This is a genomic window from Haloarchaeobius caseinilyticus (assembly GCF_051207395.1).
In the GTDB taxonomy this organism is placed as follows: Archaea; Halobacteriota; Halobacteria; order Halobacteriales; family Natrialbaceae; genus Haloarchaeobius.
On record NZ_JBPJZC010000005.1, the window covers coordinates 31,339 to 52,978 of the forward strand.

General features: G+C 61.3%; 16 protein-coding genes. 8 read left to right on the top strand and 8 right to left on the bottom strand.

Annotated features, from left to right (window positions below):
- Positions 1-32 precede the first annotated feature (32 nt).
- A complete protein-coding gene (locus tag ACSC1P_RS20005; RefSeq protein WP_435361978.1) occupies positions 33-1,055 on the top strand; it encodes a GNAT family N-acetyltransferase in 1,023 nt (340 codons plus the stop codon).
- Between the two features lie 30 nt (positions 1,056-1,085).
- On the opposite strand, the gene ACSC1P_RS20010 is transcribed toward ACSC1P_RS20005, so the two are convergent.
- Genes ACSC1P_RS20010 through ACSC1P_RS20025 form a run of 4 tightly spaced genes read right to left on the bottom strand, consistent with a single transcriptional unit; the run spans position 1,086 to position 5,871 of the window.
- Positions 1,086-2,267 carry a carboxylate--amine ligase gene (locus ACSC1P_RS20010; RefSeq protein WP_435361979.1) on the bottom strand — a complete coding sequence of 394 codons (1,182 nt, stop codon included), beginning with the start codon at positions 2,265-2,267 and terminating at the stop codon, positions 1,086-1,088.
- A gap of 30 nt (positions 2,268-2,297) precedes the next feature.
- The gene (locus ACSC1P_RS20015; RefSeq protein ID WP_435361980.1) at positions 2,298-2,912 is read right to left on the bottom strand and encodes an arsenate reductase/protein-tyrosine-phosphatase family protein; all 615 of its coding nucleotides are present in this window, start codon (positions 2,910-2,912) and stop codon (positions 2,298-2,300) included.
- A complete protein-coding gene (locus tag ACSC1P_RS20020; RefSeq protein WP_435361981.1) occupies positions 2,909-3,847 on the bottom strand; it encodes a polysaccharide deacetylase family protein in 939 nt (312 codons plus the stop codon). The genes ACSC1P_RS20015 and ACSC1P_RS20020 overlap by 4 nt, the downstream gene beginning before the upstream one ends.
- 35 nt (positions 3,848-3,882) lie before the next feature.
- On the bottom strand, positions 3,883-5,871 hold the full coding sequence (locus ACSC1P_RS20025; RefSeq protein WP_435361982.1) for a hypothetical protein: 1,989 nt from the start codon (positions 5,869-5,871) through the stop codon (positions 3,883-3,885).
- A gap of 289 nt (positions 5,872-6,160) precedes the next feature.
- Between ACSC1P_RS20025 and ACSC1P_RS20030 the strand changes: the two genes are divergently transcribed.
- Together ACSC1P_RS20030 and ACSC1P_RS20035 are read left to right on the top strand one after the other, a co-directional pair.
- Positions 6,161-7,099, top strand: a complete 939-nt coding sequence (locus tag ACSC1P_RS20030; RefSeq protein ID WP_435361983.1) for a DUF1616 domain-containing protein — start codon at positions 6,161-6,163, stop codon at positions 7,097-7,099.
- 274 nt (positions 7,100-7,373) lie between these two features.
- On the top strand, positions 7,374-8,474 hold the full coding sequence (locus ACSC1P_RS20035) for a Gfo/Idh/MocA family protein (protein WP_435361984.1): 1,101 nt from the start codon (positions 7,374-7,376) through the stop codon (positions 8,472-8,474).
- 32 nt (positions 8,475-8,506) lie between these two features.
- Here ACSC1P_RS20035 and ACSC1P_RS20040 read toward each other — a convergent pair whose 3' ends face one another.
- A complete protein-coding gene (locus ACSC1P_RS20040) occupies positions 8,507-10,087 on the bottom strand; it encodes an alkaline phosphatase family protein (protein ID WP_435361985.1) in 1,581 nt (526 codons plus the stop codon).
- A gap of 250 nt (positions 10,088-10,337) precedes the next feature.
- On the opposite strand from ACSC1P_RS20040, the gene ACSC1P_RS20045 reads away from it, so the two are divergent.
- Positions 10,338-11,696 (top strand): hypothetical protein, encoded by a 1,359-nt coding sequence (locus tag ACSC1P_RS20045; RefSeq protein WP_435361986.1) that lies wholly within the window; start codon positions 10,338-10,340, stop codon positions 11,694-11,696.
- 34 nt (positions 11,697-11,730) lie between these two features.
- On the opposite strand, the gene ACSC1P_RS20050 is transcribed toward ACSC1P_RS20045, so the two are convergent.
- Together ACSC1P_RS20050 and ACSC1P_RS20055 are read right to left on the bottom strand one after the other, a co-directional pair.
- Positions 11,731-13,197: an oligosaccharide flippase family protein gene (locus ACSC1P_RS20050; protein ID WP_435361987.1), complete on the bottom strand. Its 1,467-nt coding sequence runs from the start codon at positions 13,195-13,197 to the stop codon at positions 11,731-11,733.
- A 273-nt stretch (positions 13,198-13,470) separates the two neighbouring features.
- The gene (locus ACSC1P_RS20055; RefSeq protein ID WP_435361988.1) at positions 13,471-15,279 is read right to left on the bottom strand and encodes a hypothetical protein; all 1,809 of its coding nucleotides are present in this window, start codon (positions 15,277-15,279) and stop codon (positions 13,471-13,473) included.
- Positions 15,280-15,860: 581 nt separating this feature from the next.
- On the opposite strand from ACSC1P_RS20055, the gene ACSC1P_RS20060 reads away from it, so the two are divergent.
- The 4 genes from ACSC1P_RS20060 (at position 15,861) to ACSC1P_RS20075 (ending at position 20,174) form a co-directional block, all read left to right on the top strand.
- Positions 15,861-16,796: a glycosyltransferase gene (locus ACSC1P_RS20060; protein WP_435361989.1), complete on the top strand. Its 936-nt coding sequence runs from the start codon at positions 15,861-15,863 to the stop codon at positions 16,794-16,796.
- Between the two features lie 156 nt (positions 16,797-16,952).
- On the top strand, positions 16,953-18,071 hold the full coding sequence (locus ACSC1P_RS20065; protein WP_435361990.1) for a glycosyltransferase family 2 protein: 1,119 nt from the start codon (positions 16,953-16,955) through the stop codon (positions 18,069-18,071).
- Between the two features lie 12 nt (positions 18,072-18,083).
- Positions 18,084-19,103, top strand: coding sequence for a lipid II:glycine glycyltransferase FemX (locus ACSC1P_RS20070; protein ID WP_435361991.1), 1,020 nt, complete (start codon positions 18,084-18,086; stop codon positions 19,101-19,103).
- Positions 19,104-19,109: 6 nt separating this feature from the next.
- A complete protein-coding gene (locus ACSC1P_RS20075) occupies positions 19,110-20,174 on the top strand; it encodes a DUF354 domain-containing protein (protein ID WP_435361992.1) in 1,065 nt (354 codons plus the stop codon).
- A 96-nt stretch (positions 20,175-20,270) separates the two neighbouring features.
- Here the strand turns inward: ACSC1P_RS20075 and ACSC1P_RS20080 are convergent, their stop codons facing one another.
- A complete protein-coding gene (locus ACSC1P_RS20080) occupies positions 20,271-21,545 on the bottom strand; it encodes a sulfatase-like hydrolase/transferase (protein ID WP_435361993.1) in 1,275 nt (424 codons plus the stop codon).
- Positions 21,546-21,640 lie beyond the last annotated feature (95 nt).

Here is a 21,640-nt window from a genome sequence, read left to right on the forward strand (position 1 = left end):
TCCAGCAGGCTCACAAGTACACGAAACCCCTCATGGATATCGAACAAATCAGTCTGACAGAGTGGCGAGAAAAACTGCCGTCGTCGGGCGTCGAGGTGTTCCACGACCCCGACGCGCTCTCAGTACTCGCCGACCACACCGACGCCGAGTTGCGTCTCTTCGGCGGCTACAAGGGAGACCAGGCGGTGGCATTGCTCCCGGTGTTCGTCTCGGAGCGTCGCGTCGGTCGCGCTGTGTTCTCACCGCTGCCGGACCTCGGCGTCCCGCGGCTCGGCCCGATACTCGACCCGAACAGTCCGAAGAAACGAAAACACGAGCGGGTCAATCGACGATTCACCGAGGGCGTCATCGACGCGTTGGACCTCCACGACCGGACGACGCTCTGTCGCATGATTTGTCCCGTCTCGTACGACGACCCGCGGCCGTTCGGCTGGAACGACCATCAGGTATCGACGCACTTCACCTACGTCGTCGACCTCGACAAACCGAGCGTCGACGACGTGCTCCGGTCGTTCAGCAAGAGCCTCCGCCGCGAGATGCGAAAGCGCGACGAACTCGACCTGACCGTCGAGCGTGAGGACGTCACTGGGGCGATGGAGGTGTACGGCCACGTCATCGAGCGCTACGAGGAACAGGACGAGTCGGTTCCGATGTCGCACGACTACGTCCGCGACCTCGTCGAGACGCTCGACGACGACCGCTGCCGGGTGTACGTGGCACGGGCACCGGACGGCGAGTACCTGAGCGGTATCATCGCGCTCTTCTCGAACGACATGGCCTACTTCTGGTCCGGTGGGGCCGTCGCGTCCTACGAGAACGTCAGCGTCAACACCCTCATCCACCAGGCCATCATCGAGGACGTGATGACCGACCCCGAACTCGACTCGGTCACGAAGTACGACCTCATGGGCGCGAACACGGAGCGACTCTGTGGCTACAAGGCGAAGTTCGGCGGTGAACTCGTCCCGTACTACACCGTGGAGTCGGCGGGTCCGGAGATGACGCTCGCGAAGTCGGCGTATCGCCTGCTGTCGACGGCGTCCGGCAAGATGTGAACTCGACTGGAGCGAAGAATTCGTTCAGGTTCAGCGGAACAGCCCGGTCGCGGCGTTGAGGACGTCTTTTAGTGGTGGTTTCGGGTCGTCTCGCGAGAGGTAGTCGAAGTTCGGCTGGCGAACGAACGAGGCCAACACGGTGGCGAGTTCGCTTCCGAGGGCCGGGCGCTCGACGTGGTCGTAGTCGTCAACGAGCAGGCTGTAGAGGTAGCTCATCTCGCCACGGAAGAGGTGACAGCTGGTCCCGGTTTCGTACGTGGGAAACGGGTCGGTGACGCCCCCGGTTGCGACCTCGTAGTAGAGGCTTGGGAAGTCGACACCGGCGGCGACGGCGAGTGCGAGCGACCCCCAGAATCGGGGATTTATCTCCATGAGCCGGTACGATCCGTCGCGTTCGTCGCGTTTGAACTCGACCATCGCCGGTCCGTGCCAGTCGAGGTGTTCGAGCAGGCGAATCCCGTGGTACTGCAACTCGGGCACTGAGACTGCCTTCCGGTAGACGCTCGCGCCGCCCGCGTAGTTGTAGCTCCGAATCCGTTCGTGGGCGAAGATGGCGACTGCCTCGCCGTGGTCGAACAGCGCGAAGAAGCCACATTCGCGGTCACCCGGGACGTACTCCTGTGCGATCGGTTCGTGTCGCATCTCGCGGACGAGTTGGTCCGTATCAGGCGCACCGCCGGACACGAATTCGACGCCGGGATAGAACGTCGTTCCGTCGGCTTGTTCGAGGATAGAGTAGCGAGATTTTACGACTGTGGTGTCGTCCCAGTCTTCGCGGTCGCAGAGCAGGTCCGTCTCCGGGACTGGTACGCCGATGCCGCTCGCCTCGTCCACGAGTTGGTACTTGTCCTGCACCAGCTGGATGGTCTCGTAGTCGGGCCACGGTGTCGCGATGTGTTCTGCAAACGCCGCACGGTGTTTCGACAGGACGTAGATGTCTGGTTCCCGGAGCGGGACGATTGTCACCACGTCGTCGCGCTGGGCGATGTTCAGCAAGGAGTCTGTGTACCGCGAGAGGTCTTCCCCCGGCGACGGGACGACGTACGTCTCGTCACAGTACCGCGACTGTGCGACCGGGTTCCCGGGCCCTTCGACGGCGGCGATGGTTCGTACGCCGTGTCGACCGAGCGACCGGATGCTGGTGACGCTGCTGCCGGATGCAATCGCGGGGACGACGACGGCTCCGGAGTCGTCAGCCTGCATGCTGCTCATTGGAGATGGCCACACCCCCGCAGGGTATTGTTATAGAGACGTTACGCGCTCGTCTCGGGCTGTGTGTGCCTCGTCGAGTCTCGTGACCAGCGCGTCGATGGCGCGTTCGACTTCGCCGTAGACACGGCGGCACTCTTCGAAGCCTGTGTTTACTGGGTCCGAAATCTCGTACCCACCGTCCGGTCCGAACGGTTTCAGGAAGTACGTCTTCTCGGTTGCGTCAGGGAACTCGCGCCGGAGTGAATCGTAGTTCCGTGCGTCCATGAGCAGAATCACGTCGTTCGCGGCAACCATCTTATCAGAAATCCTCCTCGACCGATGGTCCGACAGGTCGATGCCGAACTCGGACGCGACTTCGACCGCCAGGTCGGGTGACGGCCGCCCGGGTCTTGGGATGAAGCCAGCTGACTCGACGGTGAGGTCGAGTCCGTAGTTTTCGACGTGCCGTTCGAGATACCGCTCTGCCATCGGGCTCCGGAAAATGTTCCCGTTGCAGAGGACCAGAACCGACGCGCCCGGGGACAACTGCTCGAACGCCCGGTCCGTGTCGAAGGCGGTAGGGTCTGAATCAGCCCAGAGTCGTGTTTTCGTCTCGGTGACTTCGATACGCCGTCGCAGCAGTGTCGGTAACGTGTTGAGTTTCATGATGTCGGATTCGCTCGCGTTGCTGCCGAAGTGCGTGAGCGGACGCGCTCGGCGACGTCTCCCATCGTCTGAATCGATACCGACTCGCGTCTGTCGTCGAGGTACGCGAGAATGGCGCGAAGCCGCGTGACATCACGGTACGACGTGATGTTGTTGGGGTGGAGCCACATGTGAAAGACAGCGTCGTCTTCTGCGGTCGCGGCCGCGTCGATACCGGCTTTCGCCCGCGCCACGACCGGGTCGCCGAGGCGGGGTTCGACCAGTCCACGCGCGGGCCACTCGAACTCGAACAGGAACTGCGACGCGGGGACGTTCACGAGGCCGAATTCGTCCACTTCCGGGCGAACGAGTGGTGGCGTCAGGGTACCGATGGTCCCGGACCGCACCTTCTGAAGCGGTGATAGCGTCCGTGGTGACTGCCCACGGTAGCAGGTGAATCCGGTCGCCGCGAGGGTGTCGCGGTGGGCCACACTGTTCCACGGGTAGACGAACGACCGGGGGCGCTCGAAGCCGGCCGCGGTGGCGGCGTCGACGCTCCGCTCGAGTTCTGCTATCGCCACGTCGTGCGTCACGTAGTCTTCGCCCATCACGACGTGGGAGAACGTGTGACAGCCGAGTTCGTGACCAACGCCAGACTCACGGACCGCAGTCACAAGGTCGCGGCCGAAGCGAAGGTTGGGGCGAGCCGCCCACTCGTCTCGCTCGATTTCGAACCACGACTCCCCAAGTGGGTGGTCACCGTGGTTGCCGTCACAGCCGTCTATGTAGAGGTGTCCAACGACGGCCCACGTCGCTGGCACGTCGAAGGTCGAGAGCAGGTCGATTAGCTGCATCCAGCCGGAGCGGGCGTTCTCGATACGTGTCGGTGGTCGGTCTTCGAGGAAGTGAAATCCCCAGCCGAGTTCGGCGTCGATCGAAATCGTCACAGTACCCATGTCGTCACACTGGTCTCCCGCTCCTCGGCGCTTTGTTATGGCGCGACTACTTCGAACGCGGTGCCGAAGTGGAAAGTCGCCACAGCGGACCACAGACCACCGAGACGCGTGGCTGGCGGGTCGGACAGCACCTGGTCAGTGGTGTGGTCGGTCTCGGTTATGTCGTCGACGGTTCGGATGTTGTTCGTCGTGGTCACGTCGGTCGCGCCGTCGTGATTCACGGTGCCGTTCGGGCTCTCGATACGGTACAGTCGGACGTCCCCGTTCGAGAGTACCATGTCGACGGACGGGTCGTTCGAGAGTCGCTCGAAGCCCTCTTTCGGATACCTGAAACCGTCGTACAGTACGACCTCTTGCGCGTAGCTCGATTCGGTCACGATGAAGTAGCCGGTGTGTGGAACCGACGACGGGAGCGTCCCGTTCCTGAACGCACCCTCCGGTACACCCGCCGACTCGAACGCCGGGTCCAGTTCGACCGGGTCCGATAGCCCGTTGACGCCATGCTCGAGGCGTTCGGGGCCCGCACGAATCCCGTACATCGCATAGTCGTCAGCGCGATAGGTACTCGTGGCCTCGTAGCCGGCGAACTGCTGGTCGGTCACGTGGCTCGTCGACTTGAGGATGAACGGCGAGGGGAACAGCGTCACTGCCGACAGCACGAGGAACACGGCCATGACGACCGTCACGACTGGAACCAGCTTCGCGCGCGTGAACCGGTGCTCGAAGCCGTCTGCCAGACGACTCAATTCGATGGCACCGAGTATCGTCGCGATGACCATCCCGAACGCGAGCTGGCGGAACGCCATCGACGGCGTCGCGAGGAAGTACACGCCGAAGAGAACGACGAGGGGGATGGCGGCGATGGAAAAGTGTGCAGTGACACTCTCGGCCCTCTGGTCGGTCGAGCGATAGAGCCAAACCGAGAGGATGGCGACCACACAGAGGAGGACGTAGACGATACTCACACTGAAGAGCTTCATAGCGATTTCGAGCAGGCCTGCACCGAGTGTTTCGAGCGAACCACCGCGTTGGGCCACCGTCGAAGCCGACCCTGACCCGCTGCCGCCGCCACCGAAGATACCATTGATACTGTTACCCGCTCCGATGACGCTCGACCTGACACGCGGGTGAATCGGACCCCAGACCGCCAAGAGGAGCGTCAAGACGATTGCCGATGAAAGCACGTTGTGTTGGTGGGCAATCGCGTGGTCGATGTCGAACCAGCGAGCGACGAACTGGACGAACGAGGCGGCGACGAGGACCACGACGACGTTTACGAGCTGTTGCGGATGGGTGAAGAGGATGGTCGTCCCGAACAGCACCAGGAGGAGGCTTCCAGGTGAGATGCCTCCGGGCAGTGCCCTCTCGTTCCCGATGCCGTCGAGGGCCAACAGCAGTGCGAACAGTGCGAAGGGAACGAGGAAGATGGCCTGTATCGTCGGAAACGGCATCATGTGTGCCGAGATGTTGTTGATCGGGAGCAAGAGCCACGCCGAGACGGCCCCGAAGACGGTGCCCCACGAATTGTCGGTTATCCGTCGAACGATTAGTGGAACCGAGATGAGGTAGGCGAGCGAGAAGAAGACCACGACGAGGAGGAAGCTCCGCTCCAAACTGCCGCCTGTCACTCGGCTGAACTCGATGCTGGCCGCGTGAATCGACGGATAGAGAAGTTCGAACGGTGAGAGCGTTCCCTCAGCGATTGCTTTCCCCCAACCGAGGTGAGTCAGTGCGTCCCCGCCACCGACGTACCGATAGTCACGGACCAGCGGGAGCGCGACGAAGAGCGTCGTCGCGGCGGTGCCGAGGCCGAGCGCGAGGGTCCGCTGCCAGCGTTCCGCCGTGACCGAAACGACGATCGCGACGAAGTACGCGGCCCCGAGGAGGACCCAGACCGAAATCGGTGTACTCGTGTATATCGAGATTTCGTACTGGGTGGCCGGCGACTGGTGTGCGACGACCGCCGCACCGAGTAAGCAGAGGTAGCCGATGGCGAGGCCAAAATTTTGAAATTCTTTTTTCATATATTTACGACCGGGTACTGCGCTAGCGTTCGCGTATGTAACCCTTCGTTATAGAGGGGCTACGGTGAGAGACACAGAATCCTCTGGCCCAAGAATAACATAGAAAATCTACTCCTGAACTGCTCTAACGGCTGAATTCGACGTAGCTACTCCATTACAAAGTACGACAGAGGAGGACAGTCGTGACGAACGATGCAGCTTTCGTCGTCATCGAACGACCGCGTCCCTATACCCTATGAGACATAAAATGTCAAAAATTTCAGTCCGTGCCATAATTCCGAACGATATAGTGTTCGGTGTCCTGATCGCGTTCGGTATCGACTTTCTCGTCTGGACGTTCCCGTTGAGCGTGTGGACTGCCTCGGTGGTCTCAATTCCGATCCTCCTGTTCCTCCCCGGGTACTTCGTACTCAGGGTATTGTTCCCTCGAACAGCGATTCGTCGAGCGGGCGGGTTCCAGTTCCCATCGAGTACTGACGACAGCATCGATAGCGTCGAACGCGTGGTACTGTCGTACGGGGTGAGCCTGGCGCTCTTACCACTCATCGCACTGGTTACCCTGTCGACGTCTTGGGGACTGACAGCGGTGACCGCACTCGCCGGTGGAACGATCATCGTGGCTATCTGTGCACCACTTGCAGTACTGCGGCACAAGAACGTCCCGGAGAGTGAGCGCTACGACTGGTCGTTCCGTGGCCTGAGTACGTCGCTATCGAACACCTTCGATTTGAGCACCCCTATCTCGACGCTAGTGAATGTCGTGCTCGCTATCGCCGTCGTCTCCGCAATCGGCGTGACCGGGGCGGTCATCCTCGACACGCCGAAACAGGCCGAGTTCGCTGAACTCGCTGTCCTGACCGAGAACGACCAGGGAGAACTCGTCGCTGCGGACTACCCATCGAGCCTCGAACCGGGAGCGTCCGTCCCAGTCGTCCTCTCCGTGGAAAACGACGGTGCGAAATCGACGGATTACACCGTCGTCGTGCAGATTCAACGCGTGGCCGATGACGGTACCGTCGTCGAACGGTCGGAGGTTCATCGATTCAGCCAATCGGTCGACGGCGGTGACGTATGGCGCGAACCGCACGAGCTCTCCACGTCGCTCACGGACGAGCAATTACGCGTGACGTACCTCCTCTACGAGAGTGAAGCGCCGTCATCGCCGACCAGAGCGAACGCCGACGTTGAGGTGTTCTTCTGGGTCGACTCGACTGGCGAGAGTGAGTGAGGGCCTGTTGGCTTGGGCAGGCAACCGTTCGCTTCGTTCCGGTTCTCACGTAGTCGAGATTTCGTGGTACGACTTGAGCTGACGGGTCGAACCTGCTGGCGAGTGCGAGCGTTGACGACGACGCTTCTGACGATAACTCTCTTCCATAGGCTCGTTCATCGGTCACAGCCTCGGTCAGGTCGCGATACGGCGCGTGCCGGCGGCTGGGTTATTCGGTTGCTACCAACGATTTACCGGCGCATTACAATACCACGTAGTTGCGTCACGAACATCTATGGCAGCGCAGCCAATCCGTGCCGGCGTCGTCGGTGCGGGAACAATTTCGAACACGCACCTGAGTGCACTCGCCAACCACCCACAGACAGAGCTCGTCGGCATCTGTGACCTCGACAAGGACCGCGCTCGGACTGCGGCCAGAGAGCACGACATCAAAGCAGTGTACGACATCGACGACCTGCTCGCCCAGAATCTCGACTTACTCCACATCTGTACGTCGGTCCAGTCGCACCTGCCACTGGCGAAGAGTGCTATCGAGGTCGGAACCGCAGTTCTCATCGAGAAGCCGGTGACGACGACGGTCGAAGAGGTCGAAGAGCTGATGACACACGCCGAAACGTACGGTGTTGCGGCGAGTGTCGTCCATCAGCACCTCTTCTCGCCCGCCATGCGCGAAGCGAGACAGATGATCCGGTCGGGGAAACTGGGAGAGATTCGGAGTGTGGACCTCCTGTACATGGGATTGACGCGTCCGGACGAGGCACACCGGGGCGAGTGGGTTTTCGACCTCCCAGGCGGTGAGTTCGAGGAGGGGCTCCCACACCCCATCTACATGACGCTCGGCATCGGCGGCTACCCCCGGAGTACCGACGACATCAACGCGGTGACGAGTCTCGTCGGTGACTACGAGCAGGACTTCGCGTACGACAACGCGAACGTGCAGTACGTGGCCGAAAACGGCGCGCTGTGCAGCGTCAAGATGTGCTCGAACGGCCAGCCCCAACGGCTCATGCACATCCACGGAGAGAGTGGGTCGCTGCTCGTTGACCAGACGACGCAGTCCGTCGTCCGTATCGACCGTGACTACACGAGCTCGAACCTCACCAAGGCGCGCAAGAATCTCGACGTCTCTGCCGACTTGGTGAAGGGCCTGTTACAGAACGGGCGGCTCATGGTCGACCGGCAGATGAACGACGACTGGGACACGCAGAAGAAGTCCTCGCCACACTCCATGCAGATCGACCAGATGGTTCGTGCGGTCCGACACGGCTCAGAACCACCGGTCCCCCTCGAAGAGGGCAAGTGGACGCTCGAAATCATGCAAACGATTCGTGACGCTGCTGTCGAGCAAGACGTGGAAAAACAGCCAATTCGGTGAACGGTCGCCGCTAGCGTTTCTCTTTCTCTGTTTCAGTCCATGTAGCCGAGTCCGCGGAGCCGTTCTTCGACCTCGTCGAAGTCTTCGTGTGCGTCGTCGTCGGTCTTTTTCTCTCCGTACTCACGGAACTCGACGTCGCGGCGGGCTGGGTCGCTATCGGGACGGAAGATGTCGAGGACGGAGCCGTCTACGTTCGACGGGATGGATTCGTTCATGCTGTGCAGGACGGTCGGTGCCACGTCGACGACGGTAGAGTCCGCAGAGACGCTGGTCTGTCGCACGTCCGGCCCCCACGCGAGGAAGACGCCCTCGGGTCGGTGCGAGGCCTTTGTGGCTCCCGAACCGTTGAACACTTCGTCGGTGAGGCTCACCGACTTCTCGTAGCCGTTTTGGCCACGGACGATGAGGTCAGGTGCTCGGTCGTCCGTTTCGAACAACTCGTCACCCTCGTAGACCCGCAGTGCTCGTTCGCCAGTCTCTGGGTCGGTGACGTTCCGGAACACGGCTGCGAGTTCCTCGGTGAGTTCGGGCACGTCTGCCGGTTCGACGATTCCCTCGGCGAAACGGTCTGTGGTGTTGATGTAACAACAGCCGCTACCGTGAACGAAGGCGACTGTCTGCGGGAAGTCCACGTCGAAGAGGACGTGGTCCCCTGGCACTCGTTCCGCGACGCGGGACACTACCTGCTCCGGGAGCCGATTGACCAGCGTCTCCTGGTCGATACCGACAGTTTTCAGCCGTGAAAGGACCGAGTCTTTCGTGATACCGAGGTCCGTGAGGACGCCACGGGTCGCGTTGTCGGTCTGCCTAGTTAGGTAGCCCTCTTCTTCGAGAACCCGGTTCACTGAGACGACCTTCGACACCGGTCCGAATCCATGGTCTGAGACGACGAACAGGTTCGAGTTCGCGTCTTCGACCGCAGACAGCACGTCCCCGAGGATGTCGTCTAGTTGCTTGTAGTGGTCGAGGAGTATCTCGTCGTTCCACAGCAAGTGTTGAATTCGGTCTGGGGCCGTGAACACGAAGTAGAAGAGCCGCCACTCCTGTTCCATCAGCATGTGCATGAGTCGCCGGCGACCCGCCAGCAACGACGAGATGTCGTCGAGGAACTCGTCCTGCCTGTCCGCGTACTCGCTCCATGTCAGTCCGATTTGGTAGTCGGGCAACTGCTCCAGTATCTCCTCGCGGAGCGACGGCGGATGCGTGAACCGCTCGTTCAAATTCGGCGTCATCATCCCTGTTACCATCGTCCCGTCGATGTCGTCGGCGGGGTACGTCATCGGGACGTTGCCGACCACTGACGGTGAGACCATGTCCCAGAGCTCTGGCTGTTCGATGTCTCGCCGTGTGTTCACTCGATGTGTGTACTCGTCGGAGAGGCGCTGGAAGGCGTACACACCGTGTTTGTCCGGCCATACACCCGTCGAGATGGACGGCCACGCGAGGGCAGTGACGTCGGGTGTCGTACTCTGGAGTGGCCCGGCTGCCCCTTCGTCGTAGAGTTTGGCGAAGTTGGGGAGTTCGTCTTCATTTATCCATCGTTCGAGGAGGTACCACGGGACCCCGTCGAAGCCGAGGAGAAAGGCACGTCGCGTCTCAGTTGTTGATTCCATGAGTTTGGGTCACCCACCGCTCGGGAGAGCGGTGTCGTACCAGTTCGGTACCCCCGTTGAGGCCATTGTTATAAGCGGCCTACGTGGTCCGGTGGCCGTCGTCGCGGCGTCGCCACCGGATGGTGTAGCCGACTCGTCGGTCAAAATGATGCCTATCGAATATCTATTCGGCGTTCTCGGCGGTGGTACGGTAAGCGAACTGCGAGCAAGATACCGATAACAATGATTCTAGACTCCCTAGCGAGTCTGTATGAACGAGGACGGACCAACGGACACCGACGGTGCAACGCGGCGGCGACTGCTTCGGCACGTCGGTTCGACGGCGGTCCTCGCGTCGCTGGCGGGCTGTGGGTCGGTCGACGAGGCGAATATATCTCACCCATCGCCGGTCGCTCCTGCCTCGCCACTCCCGCCAGTCGCGCCTGCATCGTCACTCGCCGAACTGGACGACCAGTATGGGTCGGTCGTCGACCTCGGCCGGGTCGGTGCGAACACCAGTGGTGTGTCGTCCGTCGTCTCGCTCCTCGAAGAACACGCAGGCGACGACACGTTGCTCCACCTGCCGAAGGGTCGATATCTGTTCGACCGGATGTGGGCGGTCGACTCGTTTTCTAACTTGGGTATCCACGGAAACGGGGCGATTATTGTCCCACCAGACGGCTACACAGACAAACCCCTGCTGTCGCTGGGTGGGTTCGGCGGGTCCAGTGACTTGCGCATCGACGGACTCAATTTCGACTTTCGTGACTCTGAGACGGAGCCGTCGCCCATATTCGCGTTCGTCGAAGACGGGTTGCGGGTCACGAACGTCCACGTCGTCGGGACTGGCAAGCGTGTCCGATTCGAAGTCATGGAGGCGGGTGGGACGGGACGCGTCGAGCGACTTCTACTGCCGGACGGCGGCACCGATGAGGTGTTCGACCCCGGCTGTTTTGTCTCTTCGCACAACCGTGGCGAACTCACGTTTCGCGACTGCTACATCGCCCGGTTCCCGAACAACGGGCTCTACGCGTCGAAATCGACCGGTCCGGTGCGAGTCATCGGTGGGACGTACGAGAACAACGATATCTCGAACGTCCGAGTCGGCCGCGACGCTCTTGTCAAGAGCGTCACCGTCCGGTGCGTCTCGCCGACGCGGACGCCGACGAACATGCGCGGCGTCTGGGCGCACGGCCCCCGAACCGTCATTGACGAATGCGAGGTATACCTCAAAGACGTGCCGGTGAGCGACGGCGGGATGGTCCTCAAAGACAGCACGACGGTGCGTGATTCGGACATCGTCGTCGACGGGACCGATGCCGCGGCCATCCACGGAAAGGACCCGGACCAGTCGGCCGCCGCCACCGCTGGGCGTCCCACGCGAGACAGGAGCCGCTTCGTCGGGGTGCAGATAGACGGCGACGCGTCGGGCGGCTCCGGCGTCACGGTGATAAACCACGACGGCTGCCTCTTCGACGATGTCACGATTCGACAGCCCGGCCGGAATCAGGACGGGATTCGCTTCCACCACGTGAACGACGCGGTCGTGCGGCGGTCACACATCGAGGTCGGTGGCGAACCGATCGTCCTCGTCGACTCGACAGTCAGCACGCCGCAGACGGACCTGTAGTCCGTCCCGTAACTCGATCTGAGCGACTGCGACGTCACGGTACGAGTGCCCGGACTTGGGCGAGGTCGAGTAGTCCGGTCAGCACCGAAAGCAGTGCCCACACTGCGACACCCAACAAGACGGCGGCGACGAGCGTCACGGCCCCGGTCACGTACGGGAGCGCGAACAGTAGCGTACCGGCCATCACCGCACTGATAGCCGTAACACCGGCTGCGGTCCGACCGAGCCGAAAGACATCAAACGAGAGCTCTTGGTGGATGATGAACATATTCACGGCGACCATCAGCCCGTACGTGGCGACGGTCGCAGCCGCGGCACCCGCCGCCTGGAACATGGGGATGAGGAGCAGATTGAGGAAGAAATTCGAGACGGCCGCGAATCCCTTTGAGTAGGCGCGGGTGCGCGACCGACCGAGGTAGTCCAGACTGTCGTTAGTTATCTTGTCGATGGCTTGCAGGAGGATGAACCCGCTGAACAGCTGGACGACCGGAATCGCACCGAGGAAGTCCGTCCCGAAGACGAACCTTATCGTCGGTTCCGCCACGATGACCAGCCCGACGGCGGCCGGGATGTACAACAACAGCACGTACTCGAACGTAGTCTCGTAGATGCGTGCGGCGTGGGTGATTTCACCGCGTTCTTTCAGTTGTCCGTAGTTGGGTGCGATGGTGAAACCGATGGACGCTGCTGGTGCCATCACGAAGTCGGATATCTGCTTGCCGAGCGTGTAGTAGCCGACGGCGACGGGATTCACCAGCACACCGAGGAGGATGGTGTCGACTCGCTTGTCGAGGACGTTCGCACCCTTCGTCGCCGTCAGCGGGACGCTGTATTCGAGAATGCGCCGCCGGAGACCGGACTCGACGGTCGCGGCGCGGTCGTACCGGCGATAGAACTTCACGTACACGAATACGAGTCCGAACAGCGCTGCGACGCCGTAGGCCGCGACGTAGCCGAAGACGGCCCCGGTGGTCTCGAATCCGAGTGCGACGAAGCCGACGACGAAGACGAATTGCCCCACACTCGCGGCCGCGCTGACGGCCGAACTCCAGTCGACGCGGTTGAACCCCTGCAACGTCACCGTCGTGAACGAGTGGAGTGACCGGAAAGCGACGTATGCGGCGCCGAGGAGGAGCAACGGGGCGGTCTCTGGCTGTCCGAGCAATCGAGCCAGCTCGTCGGCGAACAGGACGAACACGCCGCCGACCACGGCGATGCTGACGAGGCGATACGTCAGGACCGTTTTGAGGATGTGCGGTATCTGTGTCGGGTCTCGTTCGCTGTACTCGGAGAGGTAGCGTGCGCCGGACTTACCGGTCCCGAGGTCGGCGAACAGCAACGCCACGCCGAACACCGAGAGGACGAAGAAGAGCGTGCCATACTCGCCGGTATCGAGAAAGACTCGCGTCAACGCGAGAATCAAGAGCCCGTTGGCGACGACGTGGAGGATGTTCGTCACGAACGACGCTTGCAATCCTCGAACGATGTTTCCCTTCACCATCGGTCGTCAGCGTGGGACGCCGTAGTGGTCCCACGGCCTGCTGTTCTCGCTGTGGTTCACGGTGTATGGAGAAGTCGACCAGTCGGTCGAGCTAGACTGCACTTTCATGCTCGGAGTTCGGACTGGGGGCCTGATTGTTATGAACGAAAATACCGCGTACAGCTCTCGGTAGGGGCTTGCTACCACGAAAAGGGGGGAGGGGGGTGGATGAGGGAGCGGGGGCGGAACGGTCTTGCGACCCCAAATGAACAGCTCAGTTCGACACTGGCCTCGCTACAGGTTCACCTCTTCGCCGTCGATGGTGACAGTGTACTCGCTGTCGTCGGCGTCGGTCGTCCAGTTCGAAACGTCACCGTGGATGGTGTAGTTGTCCGTGTAGCCGTTACCGGTCTTGCCGGAGACGACGGTGCTGCCGTCTGCTTGCTTGAGGGAGTCGTTGCCCTCTGAATTCTCACCCTTGGAGACGTCGCCGTCGACGGTGAACTCGTACTCAACGAGGGGGCCGCCCTCGTTCGTCTTCACCGTCAGCGTCCGCTCGGTCGGGCCGACGTCGACTTCCTCGCCGTCGACGAGGACGCGGTACGTGTCGGCGTCGGTGTTGGCGGACCAGTCCGTGAGCGAACCGCCGATGGCGTAGTTGTCGGTGTACCCGTTCCCGACCTTGCCGGTGACGACGGTCTCGCTGTCGCCGCCGTCGATGCTGTCGTTCCCCTCAGCAGTGTCTCCCTTGGAGACGTCGCCATCGATGGAGAACTCGTACTCGACGAGAGGGCCGCCCTCGTTCGTCTCGACCGTCAGCGTCTTCGTCGGGTCGGGCTCCGTGGGGGTGACTTCCTCGCCGTTGACGAGGACGCGGTACGTGTCGGCGTCGGTGTTGGCGGACCAGTCCGTGAGCGAGCCGCCGATGGCGTAGTTGTCGGTGTACCCGTTCCCGACCTTGCCGGTGACGACGGTCTCGCCGTCGCCGCCATCGATACTGTCGTTCCCCTCGGCATTGTCTCCCTTGGCGACGTCGCCGTCGATGGTGAACTCGTACTCGACGAGAGGGCCGCCCTCGTTCGTCTCGACCGTCAGCGTGTCTTCCGGCGTCGGCTCGGGGTCCGGGTCCGGTTCGGGGTCCGGGTCCGGCTCGGATACCGTGCCACTGGCCGCTTCTTCCGGCGACATCGGGACGCCCGCGGGGGCTGCCGTGTTCGGCGACCCTTCGCTCCCACCGCTGATGTCCCCGCCGGACTTCTCGTACAGTTTGCCATCGGCTCGGCAGTTTTCGAGTGTGATACTGCCGGCGTCGCTCGCCTGCACGGCGATACCCGACGGGTGCGACACGTCGCAGTTGATCGCACGGAGGCCGCCTCGCTCCTTGCCCCAGATACCGCGTGCGTTGACTGCCCCGTTCTCGAGCGGCGGGGCGTCACCCGTGTTGTTGACGACCGAGTCCTTGACGTAGCTCCCGGGAGTCCCGATGCGAAAGCCACTGATGTTGTTGTTGTGCGCGTAGGAGTTCTCGATGTGGACTTCACCGCCACCGTAGCTATCCTTCACACCGGGGCCGCTCGCGTAGACACCGTTGTCGGCCCAATATCCAACGTTCAGGTTCCGGATGACGAGCGTTCCTTCGTGGCCCTTCGAATTGACCCAGAACCCGTTAATAGAGTTCGAGCCACTGGTCCCATCACCCATATAGACGTTCTCGATGAGACCCTTGCTGCCGGCGTCGACCCCCGGGATGAACAGCGCGCTGTCTTCGCCTTCCCGGTCGGTCACCTTGCCTTTGATACCGACGTTCCGGACTGTCCAGTTGCTACCGCTCGCGTGGATGCGAACCATCGCACCGGGTGCAGTCTGGTCGATGAGGACGTTCTCTAACGTCTCGTTACTCCCGATACGGATACTCCGCTGCGAGTGTGCGTCGACCGTGATGGTCTCGTAGTCGTCGGCCGCACTCGCCATTCCACTGCCGGCGACCGCCGCGACTGCTGCACCAGCAAACTTGAGATAGGAACGGCGGTCGAGCAGCGATTTCTTCGCCGAAATGTCTCGGGGGGGTGTTTCGTCTGGACTGCTGGATGTTCCGTCTACCATGACCACTTCGCTAATAATACGTTAACCATATATATCTTTTTGAAAACACAAAATCAAAATTTAGTAAAATATCGTATAATGGCGAACAATCTCTCACTGAATTTTATACAAAATATTCACGAAAAAGCGAACTACTTCGTGTCGGGGAACCTGGTTTTAACACTCATATGGGTACGTTAATGCGTGTCTTGCCCCCAGAGGGCGCCGGTTTTGACATTGCTCCGTGGCAAAATGCCCGATTGTTATTATTCATTATGTATGGTGTCGGTATTGTTTGGAGCGATTCGTTAGTCACTGAATACGGCTGAGGATTCTGCCCGTGATACCGTCACCGTGACGAATAACCAATGACTAGGCACGAACATATGTGATTTGGACATATTCTTTCAAGCCAATATTTCTCTCGCTGGCCACCCGTCTTCCACGGTCGGCATCGGTCACTGGGGCGAACCGACCTGCGTCGTCGAGGGCACACACTCTCCCCGTTTCGTCCGCGTCGGACCGACGCGATTTTCGGTCACAGTTCGACGGTTCCAGTAACCCGTCTATAACAAAGCGTACTACTCGGCTAGACCTGACCAATGAACGTGCTCTCGCTCACGTCGAACCCGAAATCGACGTTCTACACCCATCAGGTTCACGCCCTCCGTGAACAGGGGGTCGACGTGACGACGGTCAGCGTCCCCGGTAACCAGTTCGCTACACAGTCGAACCCGGAGACACGCTCGGTCGTCGACTACGTGCGGTTCCTCCCGATGGTCGTCCGCGAGTCGTTGAACGACTTCGACGTGGTCCACGCAAACTACGGATTGACCGCACCGGCCGCACTCGCCCAGTTCCGACTGCCCGTGGTGCTCACACTGTGGGGGTCCGACCTGATGGGCAAGTACGGCTGGCTGGGGAAGGTAGCCGCCAGGCAATGCGACGAAGTCATCGTTATGTCCGAACGGATGGCTGCCCAGTTGCAGGGCGACGCACACGTGATACCACATGGCGTCGACCTCGACCGATTCCAGCCGGTACCACCAGAAACGGCCCGCGAGAGAGTGGGTTGGGACCCCGAGACGCGCCACGTCTTCTTTCCGTACTCGACGAGACGGCCAGTGAAGAACTATCCACTCGCCGAGCGCGTCGTCGAGGCTGTCGACGAACTCGCCGACTGGCCGGTGACGCTCCAGACCGTCACTGACGTTCCGCACGAGGAAATGTTCTACTACTACAACGCTGCAGATGCACTTTTGCTCACTTCCTCGTACGAAGGCTCGCCGAACTCGGTTAAAGAGGCGATGGCGTGTAACACTCCGGTGGTTTCGACGGACGTCGGGGACGTTCCCGAACTGCTTGACGGCGTCGAACAGTCGGCACTGTGTGACTCGGAGGCAGCACTCGTCACCCAACTCTTCCGTATCCTCGAAGCCCGCCAGCGGTCGACTGGACGCGCAGGAGTCAGCGACCGAGACCTCGCTTCGATGGGGAGTCAGATTCGGTCGGTGTACGCGGCAGCACTCTCCTCATAAGCAGTTGCGGCGACTGGAATATCACCATTACCTCGTGGAATGGCCTGTCTAACAAAGGAGTTACTCTGGGTGGCTACGAGTGATGCGTCGACGCAGTGGACGACCGACGAACGAAACGCGAACGACCAGCGCTCAGCACTGGCGTAGCTCGGGATAATGTACGACGGGAACCGCATAGGTGTCGTCGTCCCAGCCTACAACGAAGAAGGGCTCGTCGGTGACGTCATCGAAGAGATTCCGGCATTCGTCGACCGAGTTTACGTCGTCGACGACGCGTCGACGGACGGAACGTGGGAAGAGATCTCCGAACACGTTCCGTCGGACGCGACGATACGGGAGGCTGTCATAGACCAGCGATGGGACGACGTAGACTCGTTCCGAGTCGTCGCTATCAGACACGGCGCGAACCGGGGCGTCGGCGGGGCGATTAAGACCGGCTACCAACGTGCCCGGACCGACGAACTCGATGTCGTCGCCGTCGTCGCCGGTGATGGACAGATGGACCTCGGGGTCTTAGACCGACTTATCGAACCCATCACGGCTGGTGAGGCAGCATATGCGAAGGGTAATCGGCTAATCTTTCGCGACCACTCGGCAAGCATGTCGCGCTGGCGGTTCTTCGGGAACTCCCTGTTGAGCCTCCTCACCAAAATTTCGAGCGGTTACTGGCGAATCAGCGACCCACAGAACGGCTACACTGCCATCTCTGTGGACGCGTTCGACCGAATTGGACTTGACGACCTCTACGAGGATTACGGGTTCGCGAACCATTTACTGGTACGCTTGAACGCGTACGAAATGCGCGTTGCAGACGTCTCTATCCCCGCAAAATACGGCGACGAGAAGAGTGGTATCCGTTACCGGACGTTCGTCCCGAAACTTGCCGCGTTACTACTGACCACCTTCCTCTGGCGGCTCAAGACGCGGTATCTGGTCTTCGAGTTCCACCCGCTCGTGTGCTACTACGTCATCGGGGTACTCGCAGTCTTGGCGGGCACGGTGAGTGGTCTGGTCGGCCTGTGGAACCTGACGACACAGGGATCGGTCGGCCTGAGTCTCGTCGGCGTGTGCCTGTTGTGGCTCTTTGGTGGGTACGCACTCTCGACTGGGATGCAACTCGACCGCGACCAGGGCGAGGAACTCGAACTACGCCGCTACGAGCATTCAGACGAGTCTCGGTCGGACGAGTCCCCGTCAGCTGTTGAGGAACCGGCGACCGGCCCGGTCGTCTCGACACAGGAAATGCCTGCCGAACAACCCACCGAAAGCCCCTGAACGATTAGAAGCATGAGTATTGAAATTCACGACGCATCAGCAACAGACGAACTCGACGACTGGAATCGACACGTCGAACGCTCATCACAAGGTACCGTCTTCCACCGACTAGAGTTCTTACGGGTGCTCGCCCGCAACTCTGGGACGACAATCCACCCGCTCGTCGGGTACAAGGGGAACGCGCCGGTCGGCATCTTTCCGGTGTTCGAACTCTCGAAGTTCGGCGTGAGTGCAGTGTTCTCACCGCCACCTGGACTGCTCGTTCCGTTCCTCGGTCCCGCACTCTGTAACTTCGAGCAGATGAGCCAGCGCAAGCAAGAACGTCGCCACGAACGCTTCGTCGAGGGTTGCTTCGAGTGGATCGAATCGACTATCGGGCCGCGCTACGAGCATCTCCGAGCGAGTCCCGGCTACGACGACATCCGGCCGTACTCGTGGAACGACTTCTCCTCGACGCCGTATTACACGTATCAGGTCGACCTGACACAGTACGATGACGGTCTCCTGAAGGCGTTCAGCCGGAGTTGCCGCCGGAACATCCGTGACGCCGACCCGGACCGGTACGAGGTGACTGTTGGCGACGAGGACGCAGTCGGTCGCATCCACAACATCATTGAGGACCGATACGCCGAGCAGGACCTCGGATATCCACTCGAACAGGCGTTCCTTACCGACGTCTACCGGGAGCTGACCGCCGACTACGTCCGGCCGTACCAGATCTTCCTCGACGGGAAGTTCGTCGGCGGCGTCCTCACGGTCGAGGCTGGCGACACTATCTTCCGGTGGCAGGGTGCTGGCTATCACGACGTCGACTTGCCGGTGAACGACATACTGGACTGGCACATCATCGAGGATGCAGTCGGACGCGACCGGACTCGATACGACCTCGTCGGCGCGAATACACGGCGTCTCACTCGTTACAAGGCCAAGTTCGCCCCTGAACTCGTCCCGTACTACGGCCTCGAACGAGGGACACCCGAGATGACGGTCCTCGCATCGCTCTACAAACGGAACCCGCTGAACATCCTGTGACTCACTATGCGATACCAGTTCTTCACCAACACGCCAGCCCACGTCCACCTGTACAAACACGCCGCAGAACGACTTCGGGCGGCCGGAAACGACGTGCTCGTTCTCGCACGCGAGTACGGCTGTACCGTCGACTTGCTCGACGATACCGGCCTCCCGTACGTCGTCTACGGGTCGTGTGACACGACGAAGGGCTCGCTGTTCAGAGAGTTGCCCGGTCACTACTTCCGCATCGCACGAGAGACGCGGCGGTTCGACCCGGACCTCATCTTCGGCATCGGTGCGTACGCGGCACACGCGGGCGCGCTCGCGCGGACACCCGTCGTGCTCGTCCACGACTCGGAGCCGACCTCGCTCGACCACGCCATCTCGAAACCGTTCGCCCGGGCGATACTGACGCCCCACGCGTTCCGGAAGGAACTCGGCGCGAAACACCTCCGCTTTCGCGGGTTCAAAGAGAGCGCGTATCTCCACCCCGAGGTGTTCTCGGCCAGCGACGGCATCCGCGACCTGCTCGGCGTCGCCCCCGACGAGCGGTACGCCATCTTGCGGTTCAACGCGTTCGGGTCACACCACGACGTGAACCACTCTGGCTTCTCACCAGCCGACCGTCGCGACCTCGTCGAGCAGTTGAGCGAGCATGTCACCGTCTTCGTCTCCGACGAGGGCGGCAAAATGAACCTCGACCAGCTCGACGCGCGCCCGTTTGACCTCCACCCGTCGCAACTGCACGACGCACTCGCCGAAGCCGACTTGCTCATCGCTGACACACAAACCATGGTGACCGAGGCGGCCCTGCTCGGGACGCCTGCGATTCGCTCCAACTCGTTCGTCGGTGACGACGACATGGGGAACTTCGTCGAGCTAGAGCAACAGGGACTTGTCGAGAACGTCGGCGAGTTCGACGAGGTCCTCACCCGTGCCGAACACCTCCTCGAAGTCGGGCCAGACGACGACTGGCGAAACAGATACGAAGCGTACGTGAACGAGATGGTGAACCTCACCGACGTGCTCGTCGCGGCGGCGACCCGGTCGGACGACATCTACTCGCTCCCGCGTCTCGAACGAGCCTGAGCACGTTCGGTCTTCCTCGTCCTCACCGTTTTTCGATTTTGACTGCACTCCACCTAGCAGAAGTAGCAACAGCACCGGCGCGTCCGTGACCGACGCTTACACGTCCTGCTCGATGGCGACGGTCTTCGCGGCGTCCGCGATGTCTCGACGTTCTCGCTCGTCCCGTCGCCACAGCGTGACCACGTCACGACCGACCGAACGGTGGTCGTCGTCGATGACCTCGACTTCCCCGTCGGTGAGGTCGAACACCTTCTCCTCGTCTGGCGTGTAGATGTACTTCCAGTCGCGGCCGCGGACGGCGAACGTCGGGTCGTGGTTGCGAGTACGGACGATGGGTTGGGTGAGTGCCCTTGGGTCGTTGTCCGCTGCGAGCGTTTCGAGCAAGTCGGGGATTCGCGTGAGTGAGAACGGCTCGTCGATCCTGTCGCTTGGACCGTTGGCGACGAACAGCGGCACGTGGACGTTTTCACGGTAGAGTTGTGGGCCGTGACCGTAGATGCCGCGCTCACCGAACCCTTCGCCGTGGTCGGCGTGGACGACGAACAGCGGGTCGTCATCATCGAGGTCGGTGGTGAGCCGACCGAAGTACTCGTCGGTGTACGAAATGGTGTCTTCGTACGCGCGAAGGAGCGGCGGGCGGAACACCGATTCGAGTGGGATGTCACCGTCTCGTCCAGTCGCCTGGAGATAGAGCCAGAGGTTCGACGCGTAGGTGCTGGCGGCGGTGCCGCGCCGGAACTCACTCGGCGGGAGATACGGCATGTGCACGTCGACCAGGAACAGCCAGAGGAAGTAGGGTTCGGACGCCTGCTCGGTCCACGCGACGATGTCGTCGTAGAACGAGTCCCACGCCATGAACATGTTCGAGGTCGACCGCCAGTCGCGTGCGAGCTGCACCCCGTATCGGAGCGTCGAGAGCGGTCCGTCACCCTCGTCGTCGCTTTCGGCGGCTTCGTCGTCGCCCTCCTCGTCCGTCTCGTCGAAGAAGTCTTCGAAGTGGTCGAACCCCCGGTCGAACCCGAACTCCCGCGAGGTCCACGGGTTCGCGGTGAACGCCGCGGTCTCGTACCCGAGTCGAGAGAGTCGCTCTGCGATGGTCCCTCGGGCGCGGAGATGGTGCTGGAACTGTTCACTCCAGTCGAGGTCTGACTCTACTTCGGTGTCCGGGACGTTCTCGCCGGTGAAGATGCCGGGCATCGCGTCGAGTGTCGCCGGGCCGGGGGAGATGGCATTGGTGAAGAGGAGGCCGTCGTTGGCCGCGGCGTCCATGTTCGGGGTGAGGTTCCGGCTGTCACCCATGAAGCCACAGTAGTCTTCGCGGAGGCTGTCGACCGTCACGAGAACGATGTTCTGGGGGTCTGAATCTGACATTGTCTGAATAATCCGTGTGAACGACGCGGACGTGGTCGTCTCTTGCTACACTCGTGTCTGCCAGAACGCATTGTTATAGGCTGATTAGCCGACCG